Here is a 12,595-nt window from a genome sequence, read left to right on the forward strand (position 1 = left end):
CAGGATCTGCCCATGACGAACACGAAGCCGACATCAGCTCGACGTTCCGATGCTCTGTCGAAAGAGCGCATCGTGCAGGCAGCGATCGAGATGCTCGATGAGGGTGGCACAGATGCTCTGACGTTTCGGACCCTTGCCGCACACCTGTCCACAGGTCCCGGAGCGCTGTATCACCACGTCGGCAACAGGGACGATCTGCTCGCGGCAACGGCCGAAGCCGTCATGTCATCGGCGTTCGAGCCAATGCCCGAGAACGACGCGGCAGAACGGGGTGTTCGCGGCCTGACAATGAGAGTGTTCGACGTGATCACCACGAGACCATGGGTGGCAACACAACTCGCCGCCGCGCCGTGGCAGCCGGCCGTCATGCATCTCTTCGACCGGATCGGAACCGAACTCGACACACACGGAGTTCCCGAAAGTGCTCAATTCGACGCCGCATCCGTCCTTCTATACCACGTTCTCGGGGTTGCGAGTCAACGCGATGCCGGGATGCAACTGCCCGCAACGGTGACGGACCGCGCGGCATTTCTCGACTCCACGCGCACAGCGGTGACGGACTCCGGCGACTATCCGTTCCTGACCCGCATCGCGTCGCAGTTCGCGGGCCACGACGACCGAGAGCAGTTCCAGGCCGGAGTCGACATCATTCTGGCCGGCATCGACCGAGGTTGAACCGAACGACACTCACCACACCCGCTCCTGCACTTGACAGTATTGGAACACTGTTCCATCCTGTGTTGGAACAGTGTTCCAACAACGAGCGGAGACAGCCATGAATACATCCATCTCGATCATCGGTGCAGGGCTCGGCGGCCTGGTGCTGGCACGGGTACTGCACGTGCATGGAATCGCGGCCACGGTGTACGAGGCCGACTCCGCGGCCGAAGCTCGCACCCAAGGCGGACAGCTCGACATCCACGATAACGACGGACAAGTCGCCCTCGCCGCAGCCGGGCTGACAGAGCAGTTCCGCGCCATCATTCACGAGGGAGGCGAAGCGACTCGCGTCCTACGCCCGAACGGTGAGGCCCTGCTCGACGAACCCGACGACGGCACCGGAGGTCGCCCGGAGGTGCTGCGCGGCGACCTGCGACGCATTCTGCTCGACTCACTGCCGGCCAACACCGTTCAGTGGGGCCACAAGCTCACCTCCGTCCGCCCACTGGGCAATGGGCAACACGAAATCGAGTTCGAGAACGGAACCACCACGGTCAGTGATCTGCTCGTCGGTGCCGACGGCGCGTGGTCACGAGTCCGATCCCTGCTCTCCGCCGCCGAGCCCGAGTACGTGGGCACCGTCTTCGTCGAGACCTACCTCCACGACGTCGACGTACGCCACCCCGCCACCGCCCGCGCTGTCGGTGGTGGTGCAATGTTCGCCCTCACACCGGGTAAGGGGATCACCGTGCATCGCGAGGCAGGCAACATCCTGCACACGTACGTTCAGCTCAACCGCAGCGCCGACTGGATCGACTCGATCGATTTCTCCGACACGGCCTCCGCCAAAGCAACGGTCGCAGCCGAGTTCGACGGGTGGGCACCGGAATTGACGGAATTGATCACCGGCGGGGAAACCGCACTGGTTCCCCGCAGGATCTTCACGCTGCCCAACGACCACCACTGGGACCACACTTCGGGAGTGACACTCGTGGGCGACGCCGCACACCTGATGCCGCCATCCGGAGACGGCGCGAATCTGGCAATGTTCGACGGGGCCGAACTCGCTCGCGCGATCTCCGATCACCGCGGCGACATCGACGCAGCCCTGTCGGTGTTCGAGAAGTCCATGTTCACACGAAGTGAAGCGGTGGCCGTGCAGGCACACGAAACGCTCGACCTGTGCCTCGGGGAACGATCCCCGTTCGGGCTGATCGACCTGGTCACCGGCGTTACCAACGGGGTGTAATCACTTGTCGCCGAGCATGTTTCTACGCTGCCTGTGGTTGGCGACGTTGATGCGGTTGCCGCACAGACCCGGCATGCAATAGCGCCGTCTCCCGCCGCGACTGACGTCGACGAACACGCCGTTGCACGTCGGTGACGCGCACGCACGGAATCGCTCGAACCCGAGCATGCGCAGCGCGCTCAGCAGGGCGTAGCCCGTGACCACCGTCAGCTCCTGCGCCGCCGTCCCGACGCCGTCGGTTGTTGCTTGCCAGCGCCATCCGTTGGCGTCTACTTCGACCAGTTCGACGCGATGAGGAACCGTCGACAGCAGCTCATGCGTGAGGGCGACAATCTCGCTCGGCGAGGAGGCGTCGAGGATCGCTCGGAGTCGCTCGCGGAGAGCCCGGACCTGCTCCAGATCGCGTTCGTCGAGCGCTGCCGTGTCGACGCCGTTCTCGACGAGGAACGAGTGCAGGGCATCAGGGTCGCTCAACTGGTCACCGGCGATCACCCACACCGTCGGTGACGTGTTCACCAGTTCGGTCGCGACCGCGGCACCCTGGGTGTAATCGTCCAAAAGGGCTTGCACCCCTTACCTCCTGTCGCTACCGTAACCGAATAAGCTCACTTTACTCCCTTACGGACGGATCTCGGCATGACGATGCGACAGCACTGCAGCTCCACCGCCGACGGCTATGGGCATCCCCTCACCGACGCACTTGCCGACGCACGCGATCACCTACGCCGAGCTACGACGGCCGCATCCAGAACTCCTATGGTGGGTGCCGACCTGTACTGGGCTCTCGGAGTACTCGGCCAATGCACGTCAGCAGCCAACGACGTCATCGAAAAGATCGGCATCGACGCTGCCGATCAGCTGTCCGGTGGTTCCGCTGCGGACAAATCCGGTGCGACCACGACGACACGCGATACCGCACTGGTCTCCGCGATCCTCGCCCTCGCTACCGCGTCGACCCGCTGCCAGCCGGTTACAGCTGCGGTCACCGATGCGCAGATTGCCGTCACCGACCTCGGTTCAATTCCTCGACGTCATGAGGGTAGAGGCCGAGGAATGTCGGCAGAACCGAAGGATGAGATCCACTTCATCGCACCTACCGAAGTGCGATGAAGACAGCGCACAGAAGAAACACCGCGGCCGTGATGCGGTCGACTATGCGTCTACCACCGCGGTCGAGAAAGCGCCGAAGGCGCAGTGCAGCAACACCATAGAGCGTGATGATTGCTGCCATGACAACGACGAGAGCAAGACTGAGAACCAGGTAGTCCTTCACGTGTACGTGCGTGAGGTCCACGACGCCGGGCAGAAGTGCCACGTAGAATCCGATGGCTACAGGATTGGACATGGTGAGCACAATTCCGAGGCCGAAACTGTGTGCTCGGCGGGCGGCCCCCGGGTGCGTCGCTGCCCCGGCCGTTCTCCACTTTTTCACGGCGAGATAGCAGAGGTAGATCGCACCGGCCCAGGTGATGACGCGGAGCACCGGCTCGTAGGCCGTAGTAGCGGCGGCGAGGCCGGCCATTGCCACACCGAGGAGAGCCAACTTTCCGACGATGATGCCGATGGCCAGACCGGACACGCCCCGGAGCCCGGCGTCGAGAGACCGAGCCATGACCGCGACGACCTCTGGACCCGGGGTGGCAGCAGATGCCGCGAACGCCGCGGCGAACAGAGCGACATCGACGACGCCGATCACCGCTTGTCACTGCTCACCGAGGTGGGTGTGCGCCGTGGTGTCGACGTCATCGGCAGAGGGTGATCGCCGAGCCATTCGAGCACCGTGTGGGCATGGCGGTCCGGCGGGAACACGGGGTAGAACACGTGCTCGATGATCCCCCCGGTAATGACGAGAGCAAGCCGGCGGTAGACCGTGAGATCTTCGGTGCCGAACGTCGGTAGGCCGATCGCGGCGTGCAAGATCAGCTGAGTGTCTGTGAGCAGTGGGTAGGGCAATCGCAGTGCCTGAGCCAACTGCGTCTGATATTCGACCGGTTGGCTCGACAGACCGAAGACCGCGTCGATACCGACCTGCACCAGCTCTGCGTAATGGTCGCGCATGTCGCAGTTGTGCGGGCTGCAACCGCGCGCACCGGGGATGGCGTCCCAGCCGTCGGGCATGTCCTGTCCTGGTGCGCCGGTCATCGGGAACACGTAGACCAGGACACGCCCGGTACCGACCGTGGCGAGATCGACGAGGTTGCCGTCGGTGGACGGCAACCGAGTGATGGGCATAGCCATCCCGGGCAGGTGATCGGTCGCTCCATCGTCGCGCGGGGCGGTGAGGTCGGCTGGCAGCGGCGCGAGATCGGGGTTGTGCGCGTCGACGGAGGCCCACTCGTCTGCCATCCGCGTACTGGCCTCTGCGAGGTTTGCGACCAGCGCAGCGCGTTGGCGGTCGAGGTGGCCGATCGCCTGGTCGAGTCGTTCGATCGCCCGGCGATACCCGGACAGTGAAGCGGGGCAGGCGTCTGCGTGCGGGCCGCCGGCGTTGAGGCAGTCGACGAACGGTGCCATCTCTGCCAGTGGAATTCCGAGTGCGTTGAGTCGGTGGATCTGCGCGACGACCTGGACCTGGTGGCGGTCGTACATGCGGTAGCCGTTCGCGGCGCGTGTTGGGACGACGAGTTCCAATGCCTCGTAACCACGCAACGCCTTCGATGAGGCACCCGTCACGGCGGTCACTTCTCCCGCTCGTAGCAGCTCTTCCATCCCCGTACCGTAAACCCGGCCCCCAGGGGACAGGTCAAATGCGATCCCAGGGATCGGCAGACTCACCTCAGCCGCTCGTGCACCTCACGTGAGGTCAGCGGTGACGGGTGGCGTCGAGACTGCCGAGGAGGGAGAGCGCATCCGCGCTCGGTGACCCGACCGGCGCGGTGGCGACGATCAGTTGTTGTCCAGGAGCGTCTCGAACCTCGAACGTTTGGTACGTCAGATCCAGTCGGCCGACCTCGGGGTGTTCGATTCTTTTCTTCGTGATGCCCAGACCGGCGACCTCGTGGGCGTCCCACAGTGTCGAGAATTCCGGACTTCGGCGTCGAAGAAATTCGACCAGCGGTGCGACCTCGGGGTGCGTGGGGGTGAAACCCGCCGAGAATCGTAGGCCGCTGATCGTCGCTCGTGCGATCACAATCCAGTCGAGGTAGTAGAGCCGTGCTGCTGGGTCGAGGAAGAGATATTCGACAGGTCGGTCGTACTGATCGGCACCGATGAGCGCGGTGGCAATCCTGTTCGACGACAACACCCGGAAGCCCGAATTGACAACGTATGCAGCAGCATTGGAAACATTGTCCATCATCTGTTGCAGGTCGGTACTCACCGCCTCGTCGACGACGAATGCCGCCGAGGACGTCAACCTGGCGAGGCGGTAGGCATGGGCGCGACCGTCTGCGCCGAGCATCAGCGCCGCGCAGATCGTGTTCATCACCTGGGCCGACGGGGTCCGTTCGCGGCCTTGTTCGAGGCGGGCGTAGTAGTCGACGCTGACCCCCGCCAGGACGGCGACTTCTTCGCGTCGAAGCCCCGCAACCCGCCGTGCGCCGACGTCGGGGAGCCCGACCTCGGCCGGGGTGACCCGGGCACGCTGCGCACGAAGGTAATCGCCCAAGCGGTTGTCCTCTGTCATCACTCGACGCTACTGCCTACGCGACCGCGCCGTCGGGCCGGAGTCATTGGACGCGTTCGGTGTTGATCATGTCGAATCGGCTGCACAGGCCGCCGTCGAAGGTCACCGTCCATGTGTTGTCGAAATCGCCGAGTTCGGCGTAGTGGCCGACGCCGGTGATGGTCGCGCAATTGCCGGCAATCGAGGAAGTGGCCCACGCGAAGGTCCAACCACCGCTCTGCCACTGCCACCGACTGCGCCATCCGGTGACGATGGCGTCGCGCCCGATCCAAGCTGTCTCGTAGGGCTTTTCGTGATACTCGGCCGTCTCGGTGAACAGTGCCGCAATGTCGTTCGGATCGTTGGTCGTCCATGCGTGCAGGTAGGCCTGCACCCATTCGTCTATCTGCGCCTGGGGCATGGTCGTTGCAGTTGTCATGCGCTCAGTGTGGGTCGAATGCACGGGATCAGGAAGGGTGCAGTACTCCCTGCTCGGCACACCCTTCCTGCCATGGCAGGTGCCACGTTGACTTCGTGCTGACGGCGGACGAACGCCGACCCGATCGAAGGAGCGCCATGAACATCGTCTTGATCACTGGAGGTAGCCGCGGAATCGGAGCGGCAACCGCAGTCGAATGCGCACGCCGAGGGCTCGGTGTGGTTCTGACCTACAACAACAATCCGGCCGCCGCGGAGGCCGTCGTCGCCGGCATCACCGAAACCGGGGGAACTGCGGTGGCAATGAAGCTCGACGTTTCCGACAGCGCGTCCTTCTCCGCCTTCCACGACTCCCTGCACACCGCATTGCAGATCACCTGGGACCGCACGACGTTCGACTACCTGTTCAACAACGCCGGCTACGGTCTCTACCATCCGATCGGAACCGTGACCGAGCAGCAATTCGACGACCTGTTCAAGGTTCATCTCCGCGGCCCGTTCTTCCTCACTCAGACACTCCTGCCTCTCATTGCCGACGGCGGTCACATCGTCAATCTGGTCAGTGCCACGTCGAGGGTGGCCACCGCCGGGGTCGCGCCGTACGCCAGTTTCAAAGGCGGCCTGGAAGTATTGACGCGGTATCTCGCCAAGGAGCTCGGGCCCCGGCGTATCCGGGCGAATTCCGTTGCACCGGGACCGATCCGAACAGAACTCGGCGGCGGCTTGAACGACGAGTTCGAGACCTTACTGGCGTCGCAGACCGCTCTGGGGCGCGTCGGCGAACCCGAGGACGTGGCCGTAGCGATCGCCGGCCTGCTCTCGGACGACAGTCGGTGGATCAACGCGCAATCGATCGAACTCGCGGGCGGCTACATCATCTGACCCTCGGGCCCCCGCCGAAGCCGCAACCCCACGGTTCTTCGACGACCATTCGGACAAGCAACGTTAAGAGAGTACACCCGAATTATGTTCAACAGCAAAGTAATTGACACAGACGCTGCGGGGTCTAGCCTCGACCGCATGGCGAAGACATGGATCTGCAGCGGCTGCGGACTCGAACACCCCGCATCACCGGATGCGCCACCCTTGGACGGCTGCGTCCTGAATCTCGGGCCGGTGTCCGATGAGGAACTCGGCGATCTGGGTCCGCACACCCGCCGATGGCTGACATTCGACGACCTAGCGGAGCAACCACACACCCTCGACTATCGCGATCATGGGCAGGGTGTGCACAGCTTTCGGCGCGCGCCCCGCCTCGGCATCGGGCAGTGGTCGTTCCTGGTGACGACTCCGCAGGGCAACCTGTTGTGGGATCCGCCTGCGTATATCGATGACGAAATCGAGACCCTGGTGTCGGGGCTCGGCGGCGTGGCCGTCATCGCTACCAGCCATCCGCATATGTTTGCGGCTCAAGTGAGTTGGAGTCACGCGTTCGGGCGGGCACAGGTGTTGGTCAACGAGCAGGGCAAACAGTGGCTGCCTCGCACCGACGATGTCATCGAAACCTGGGACGGTGAGGTACAACCCTTACCCGGTGTCCGCATCATTCGGCTCGGCGGCCACATGCCCTCGAGCGCAGTCGCTCTCACTACCGGAGGTAGTCTGCTGGTCGGAGATACCGTGGCCGGTAGTCTCGACCCCGAGTGGCTCTCCTTCCAACGCAACTATCCGCGGCACGTGCCACTGTCTGCCGGCACCGTACAGCGGCTCGTCGACGACCTCGAAGCCCTCGACTTCGATCGGCTGTACACACTCGGCGGCGACGCCATCGAACGTGACGCCCACACCGTTTTCAGGAATTCGGCGCGACGCCACATCCGATGGGTCAGTGGCGAATTCGACCACCTGACCTGACGGGAATAGCCCCATCCCGGCGGGCGGGAACGAACAGATCTCGAGAATTCAGACGGCAGTAGCCGCGATTGTTGTCTGCAGCCCAGCATCGATGCTGTCCATGGTCGACGCGAAGGCTTGCGTCATGTCGATATCGAGTCGATCGGACAGGACGAAGATCCACCACAGGCACTCGGCGAGTTTGTGTTTCAGTTGGTCGTCGACGTCACCGTCGATATCCCAGGTGCCGTCGTGTGCGAGTATCAGCCGACCGATGATGCCGACGTCGTTGGTGAATCCGAGCATCAGTTCGTGCAACGACCACACCTTGCCGTTGAAGCGCTGTTCGAGAATTTCGTAGAGTGCCCGGACTTCGAGGGCGCGGTCTTGCGCGGAGTCGAGATTTACCGGACTTGTCGAGTCTGCAGTAGATGCCATGCCGGCGACGCTATAGCCGATCATCTCTCCGGAAGAAGGGTGTAACGCACCCTCCTCGACCTTCGGTCATGATGTACCGGTGCCGACTACCGATCCCTTCCACGCCCTCGTTCTGATGAACGCAGTGTTCGCGTCGGCCGCATGGTGTCTAGCCAAGCCTTCGTGGCCCGCAGCGACATCACTGGTTGTTGCCTCCATTCTGTGGCTCTTCTTCAACGGGCCCATCGAAGGCGCAGTGTTGTACGTGGTCGACGCACACAGGGGGTTGACCGAATCCGATTTCCTCACTGTTGCTGGGGTGATCCTGGCTGGGGTGACTGTTGCAAGGGTCCGGCGCATCCAGCGACTGGACGTCGACTCCTGAGCAACTGGCGCGGCTCGTCCACGATGTAGTACTTCAGATGGATGCGCTCTCGAGTACCCGGTGATTGACTCTCTCCCGTGAGTCGTCCGATGAGTGTGTCCGTCACCCGAAACCACTGGCCGATCGTTGCATTGGCATGCGGCGGGGCGGCGTTGGTGGCCGCGTTCGTGCTCGGCCCAGCCGCGTTGCTGCGCGGACGCTATCCGCAGTTTCAGGATCAATCAGTCATGAGTGAGCTGCTCGGCCGCGGCCTGGTCGAATACTGGGGCAGCGGCGTCCGCACATACCCTCCCGGCTTGGCGGAGATGGTGGACCACTGGTTCGAGTGGCACGCGATCAAGATCGTCATCTCGGTGCTGCTGACCGTGGTTCTGGGTCTGCTCGCGGCGACTCTGTGGCGGCGATCTCTGACGGCCGGCGTAGGTTACGTGGTCGCTGCGGCCACTACGACTGTGCTGTCGTTGTTTTCGGTGTTCGTGGCTGTACTCAACATCCAGTCGACGGTCGCACCCGTAGTCGCGTTGCTTCCGATGCTCTCCGCTGACAACGCGGACAGGCAGGCGGCACAGTCTCTGATCGAGAACGGTGTGCAGAGCGGAGACACCAGGCCGCCTCTGCTCGAGCTGCTCACACAGGTCGAGCACTACAACTGGGCGGTGATCGTCGCTACCGCTGTGGTGATCGCTGTAGTCGGCACCGGAACCGCGATCGCCTTCCGACGCTACAGATCGGCGGACGGTGCTCACCGTCGGATGTTCGTCATCCTCGGATCACTGGGTGCAGTGATGACGATAGCGATGGCGCTGCTGTTCGTCGCGGCCGTCGTTGCCGTCGTCGATCCAGGAGAAGCCCTGCTCGGCGCTGTCGGTCTCTGACTCTATTGCCGGCTGCGTTCGCGGGCACGCGCACGAAATTGGCCGAGCGCGAGGACGATCAACGCGACTCCCAACAGGGTGAGGGGAACTTGAGCTCGGGGAGCATCGATGTCGAGTACGACGATCTGCCACACCACCCAGCCGATGGTCACTAACCCTTCGCACGCGACAAACACCGCAGCTTCGGAGGCGTCGACGAGCACGGCGGCCACGCAGATCAACGGTCCGAGGCCGAGAAAGAACAACACGAACAACCCGGATATGCGGTAATCCCAGGTATGCCACGACGGGAGCATCCCGACGTTCAAGCCCAACGACCGCCCGGTGGGATCCGAGGTCAACGACACTCCGTTGAACGTCCCGGCTGCACCCAACAGGATCAGCAGCGCCACCGTCGAGAGCTTGTTCACGGTGACGTCATGTGTTGGTCGTCCTTCGGTCGTGGCCGCCGCACCCCGGCGTAGATGTGATCCTGCCAGAACGAGGCCGCTCGGTCTTGTTCTATCCGAGAAAGCACTATGCGACACTCACCGTATGAGCATCAAGCTCGAAAACGTCGGCATCGCCGTCCGCGAAATCGAAGCCACGATCGACTTCTTCACCGAGCTCGGCCTCACGGTCCTCGGCCGCGACACGGTCAAAGGTGAGTGGGCAGACACCGCCGTCGGTCTCGACGGCAACCACGCCAAGATCGCAGTGTTGCAAACCCCGGACGGCCTCGGGCGTATCGAGCTGTTCGAGTACATCCACCCCGACGCCATCGAGACGACGCCGACGCTGCCCAACGAGATCGGCATGCACCGCATCGCCTTCTCGGTCGACGACATCGACGCCGCTCTGGCGATTGCAGCCCGCCACGGTTACTTTCCCCTGCGAGGCGTGGCCAATTACGAGGGCGTCTACAAGCTCACCTACCTCCGCGGGCCGAGCGACATTCTTCTGATGTTCGCCCAATCGGTGGCCGCACCTGAAAGCTAGGTCACCACATTGGCGGCTCGAACAACCGCATCGAGAGTGGCAGACAGGACGGAGCGATCGATCCCGGCCGCCCATCCGGAGCCTGCGGCAGTGCGATATTCGAGCAGCGTGACAGCATCACTGTCGTTGCCGGCCCGCACACTGGTCTGGGTCAGGCCGAGAATCTCCACGTGACGGCCGTGGGCGGCCAATGCTTCGACGAGTGCCTCGACCGGGCCCACTCCCCCGTGTGACGTACTGAAGGACGTGCCATCGATCTTCAGTGTGACGCAGGTGTCGGCGGAACCGTTGTTTTCGTGAGAGTCGAAGCCGATCGTATGTCCGCAACTAGCTGACTATCAGGGCCTGCCCGTCATGCAGAACTGTGCCGACATCACGCCCGACCCGATGGCAGATCCCGACGCGCATGTTTTCTGTCGCGGTGAACGCTGAGCTCAGGTCTGCCGGGTACAGCACTCGCATTGTTGCTGGAGGTCGTTCACCACATCCGCACCTCGCGGACGAAGCCGACCTCCGTTCTTCCTGAGATTTCAGACCGGGCTGAGTCGTGTTCGCAGCAAACAGAATTCGTTCCCTTCAGGATCGGCGAGCACGTGCCACGACTCCTGGCCGGTCTGACCGATCTCCACTCGTCGTGCGCCGAGGGTAAGAAGTCGCTCGAGTTCGGCGTCCTGTTCCCGATCGGTTGCGCTCACGTCGATGTGCAAGCGAGGCTTCGCCTTTTCGGGATTCTCGTTGCGACTGAGGATGATGGTCGGCTGCGACCCTCCGAACCCGTCGCGCGCACCGATCTCCACGGAACCGTCGTCCTCCCGGTCCAATACAACGAAGTCCAACACCTCACACCAGAACGTGGCCAAGGCCTCGGGATCGCGACAATCGAGCACGAGTTCACTGATTCGACATGCCATACGCGCGAATGTACACGGGCGAACAGCGCGCGGCCGCGCACTAGCTCGTCACCGGCACACACCTCGAGCCCGGCCGATCTACTGATGCCACGTTTGCGTCGGGCTAGACTTCGCGACGCCGTGCCCGACCACCTTTGGAGTCTCCACATGCCCAAGCTGAAGACCGTCAGCGAATTCACCGGCAAATGGTTTGCCCTGATCGTTGTTGCGGCGGGCGCTCTGGCCCTGATCACCCCCGACACGTTCAGTGGCGGCACACCGGCAGTTCCGTGGTTGTTGTCGATCATCATGCTCGGCATGGGAATGACGCTGCGGCTCTCCGACTTTGCCGTAGTGGCCCGTCGACCATGGGCACTGCTACTCGGCGTTGCCGCGCAGTTCATCGCGATGCCCCTACTCGGACTGGGCATTGCCAACGTGCTCGGGCTCTCCGCTGCGCTCACTGCCGGAATGGTGTTGGTCGGATCTGCCCCGGGCGGTACCGCGTCCAATGTGATGGTCTACCTGGCCAAAGGTGACACCGCGCTCTCGGTGGCGATGACCTCGGTGTCGACCCTGCTCGCACCGATACTCACGCCTCTGCTGGTGCTGTGGCTCGCCGGTGAGTATCTGCCGGTCGACGCAGGTGGACTGTTCGTATCGATCCTACAGATAGTGCTGATACCCGTCGTACTCGGAGTTGTTCTGCGCCTGCTGTTTCCGAAGATCATCGACCGTATGCTCGATGCCTTGCCCCTGATCTCGGTCGCCGGAATCACGGCCGTCGTCGTCCTCGTCGTGGCAGCCAGCGCGCCGACGCTGCTCTCGATCGGTGCCCTCATCGTCGTGGCCGTCGTGCTGCACAATTCGCTCGGACTCGCCGTCGGCTACGGCATCGGCAAGGCGTGCGGACTCGATGTCGCCAGCCGGCGTGCCATCAGTATCGAAGTGGGAATGCAGAATTCAGGGTTGGCGGCGGCATTGGCATCGGTGCATTTCAGTCCCGCAGCAGCTCTGCCTGCAGCCATCTTCTCGGTGTGGCACAACGTGTCCGGATCACTTCTCGCCAGCTACTGGTCCCGGCGATCGATCGAACCGCGGCCGGCCGAGCGCGCACCGGAGTCGACACACACGACGACCGAGTAGGGCCTGCACGCTGGATTACACACAGAATCCGGTGTAGCTGACCGCGCTGAGCGCGGTGAGCTGCACCGGATTTTTCAGTTCTGCTCCGCGGAATTCCCTTACGCAGGTTCAGTGCCCTCG

The 12,595-nt window shown here is 63.2% G+C and carries 18 protein-coding genes; 9 read left to right on the forward strand and 9 right to left on the reverse strand.

Translation table 11 applies throughout. From position 1 onward, the window contains the following. Window positions 1-12: 12 nt before the first annotated feature. Both CH305_RS05500 and CH305_RS05505 read left to right on the forward strand, forming a co-directional pair. A complete protein-coding gene (locus tag CH305_RS05500; RefSeq protein ID WP_094703057.1) occupies window positions 13-675 on the forward strand; it encodes a TetR/AcrR family transcriptional regulator in 663 nt (220 codons plus the stop codon). Between the two features lie 100 nt (window positions 676-775). After that, the gene (locus CH305_RS05505; RefSeq protein WP_094703058.1) at window positions 776-1,909 is read left to right on the forward strand and encodes an NAD(P)/FAD-dependent oxidoreductase; all 1,134 of its coding nucleotides are present in this window, start codon (window positions 776-778) and stop codon (window positions 1,907-1,909) included. On the opposite strand, the gene CH305_RS05510 is transcribed toward CH305_RS05505, so the two are convergent. Beyond that, entirely contained in the window at window positions 1,910-2,479 is a 570-nt protein-coding gene (locus CH305_RS05510) for a CGNR zinc finger domain-containing protein (protein ID WP_094703059.1), read from the reverse strand. It abuts the gene before it with no gap. Between the two features lie 66 nt (window positions 2,480-2,545). On the opposite strand from CH305_RS05510, the gene CH305_RS28965 reads away from it, so the two are divergent. Beyond that, complete coding sequence (locus CH305_RS28965; protein ID WP_179278203.1) at window positions 2,546-3,019, forward strand: hypothetical protein; 474 nt, start codon at window positions 2,546-2,548, stop codon at window positions 3,017-3,019. Here CH305_RS28965 and CH305_RS05520 read toward each other — a convergent pair. The 4 genes from CH305_RS05520 to CH305_RS05535 all read right to left on the reverse strand — a co-directional run bounded on the left by CH305_RS05520 (window position 3,003) and on the right by CH305_RS05535 (window position 5,952). Continuing rightward, window positions 3,003-3,605 (reverse strand): LysE family translocator, encoded by a 603-nt coding sequence (locus CH305_RS05520; protein ID WP_094703060.1) that lies wholly within the window; start codon window positions 3,603-3,605, stop codon window positions 3,003-3,005. The genes CH305_RS28965 and CH305_RS05520 overlap by 17 nt on opposite strands. After that, window positions 3,602-4,618, reverse strand: a complete 1,017-nt coding sequence (locus CH305_RS05525) for a redoxin family protein (protein ID WP_094703061.1) — start codon at window positions 4,616-4,618, stop codon at window positions 3,602-3,604. Before CH305_RS05525 ends, CH305_RS05520 begins: the two co-directional genes overlap by 4 nt. A gap of 94 nt (window positions 4,619-4,712) precedes the next feature. Next, the gene (locus CH305_RS05530; RefSeq protein WP_094703062.1) at window positions 4,713-5,534 is read right to left on the reverse strand and encodes a helix-turn-helix transcriptional regulator; all 822 of its coding nucleotides are present in this window, start codon (window positions 5,532-5,534) and stop codon (window positions 4,713-4,715) included. Between the two features lie 43 nt (window positions 5,535-5,577). After that, complete coding sequence (locus CH305_RS05535; protein ID WP_218828571.1) at window positions 5,578-5,952, reverse strand: nuclear transport factor 2 family protein; 375 nt, start codon at window positions 5,950-5,952, stop codon at window positions 5,578-5,580. 137 nt (window positions 5,953-6,089) lie between these two features. Between CH305_RS05535 and CH305_RS05540 the strand changes: the two genes are divergently transcribed. Then, entirely contained in the window at window positions 6,090-6,833 is a 744-nt protein-coding gene (locus CH305_RS05540; RefSeq protein ID WP_094703063.1) for an SDR family NAD(P)-dependent oxidoreductase, read from the forward strand. A 138-nt stretch (window positions 6,834-6,971) separates the two neighbouring features. After that, window positions 6,972-7,805, forward strand: coding sequence for a hydrolase (locus CH305_RS05545; RefSeq protein WP_170944617.1), 834 nt, complete (start codon window positions 6,972-6,974; stop codon window positions 7,803-7,805). 48 nt (window positions 7,806-7,853) lie between these two features. Here the strand turns inward: CH305_RS05545 and CH305_RS05550 are convergent, their stop codons facing one another. Next, entirely contained in the window at window positions 7,854-8,222 is a 369-nt protein-coding gene (locus tag CH305_RS05550; RefSeq protein ID WP_094703191.1) for a hypothetical protein, read from the reverse strand. Between the two features lie 79 nt (window positions 8,223-8,301). Here CH305_RS05550 and CH305_RS05555 point away from each other — a divergent pair, with 79 nt between their 5' ends. Both CH305_RS05555 and CH305_RS05560 read left to right on the forward strand, forming a co-directional pair. Next, the gene (locus CH305_RS05555; RefSeq protein ID WP_094703064.1) at window positions 8,302-8,586 is read left to right on the forward strand and encodes a hypothetical protein; all 285 of its coding nucleotides are present in this window, start codon (window positions 8,302-8,304) and stop codon (window positions 8,584-8,586) included. Between the two features lie 89 nt (window positions 8,587-8,675). Then, the gene (locus tag CH305_RS05560; protein WP_094703065.1) at window positions 8,676-9,461 is read left to right on the forward strand and encodes a hypothetical protein; all 786 of its coding nucleotides are present in this window, start codon (window positions 8,676-8,678) and stop codon (window positions 9,459-9,461) included. Between the two features lie 2 nt (window positions 9,462-9,463). Here the strand turns inward: CH305_RS05560 and CH305_RS05565 are convergent, their stop codons facing one another. After that, window positions 9,464-9,871 (reverse strand): hypothetical protein, encoded by a 408-nt coding sequence (locus tag CH305_RS05565; protein ID WP_094703066.1) that lies wholly within the window; start codon window positions 9,869-9,871, stop codon window positions 9,464-9,466. 124 nt (window positions 9,872-9,995) lie between these two features. Between CH305_RS05565 and CH305_RS05570 the strand changes: the two genes are divergently transcribed. Further along, entirely contained in the window at window positions 9,996-10,439 is a 444-nt protein-coding gene (locus CH305_RS05570) for a VOC family protein (RefSeq protein ID WP_094703067.1), read from the forward strand. Here the strand turns inward: CH305_RS05570 and CH305_RS05575 are convergent. Both CH305_RS05575 and CH305_RS05580 read right to left on the reverse strand, forming a co-directional pair. Next, entirely contained in the window at window positions 10,436-10,753 is a 318-nt protein-coding gene (locus CH305_RS05575) for an alpha-isopropylmalate synthase regulatory domain-containing protein (RefSeq protein WP_094703068.1), read from the reverse strand. The genes CH305_RS05570 and CH305_RS05575 overlap by 4 nt on opposite strands. Before the next feature lie 216 nt (window positions 10,754-10,969). Next, window positions 10,970-11,350, reverse strand: coding sequence for a VOC family protein (locus CH305_RS05580; RefSeq protein WP_094703069.1), 381 nt, complete (start codon window positions 11,348-11,350; stop codon window positions 10,970-10,972). A 147-nt stretch (window positions 11,351-11,497) separates the two neighbouring features. Here CH305_RS05580 and CH305_RS05585 point away from each other — a divergent pair, with 147 nt between their 5' ends. After that, window positions 11,498-12,475 carry a bile acid:sodium symporter family protein gene (locus CH305_RS05585; RefSeq protein WP_094703070.1) on the forward strand — a complete coding sequence of 326 codons (978 nt, stop codon included), beginning with the start codon at window positions 11,498-11,500 and terminating at the stop codon, window positions 12,473-12,475. Window positions 12,476-12,595: the final 120 nt, after the last annotated feature.

It is taken from the genome of Rhodococcus sp. 15-649-2-2, from assembly GCF_002258645.1.
In the GTDB taxonomy this organism is placed as follows: Bacteria; Actinomycetota; Actinomycetes; order Mycobacteriales; family Mycobacteriaceae; genus Rhodococcoides.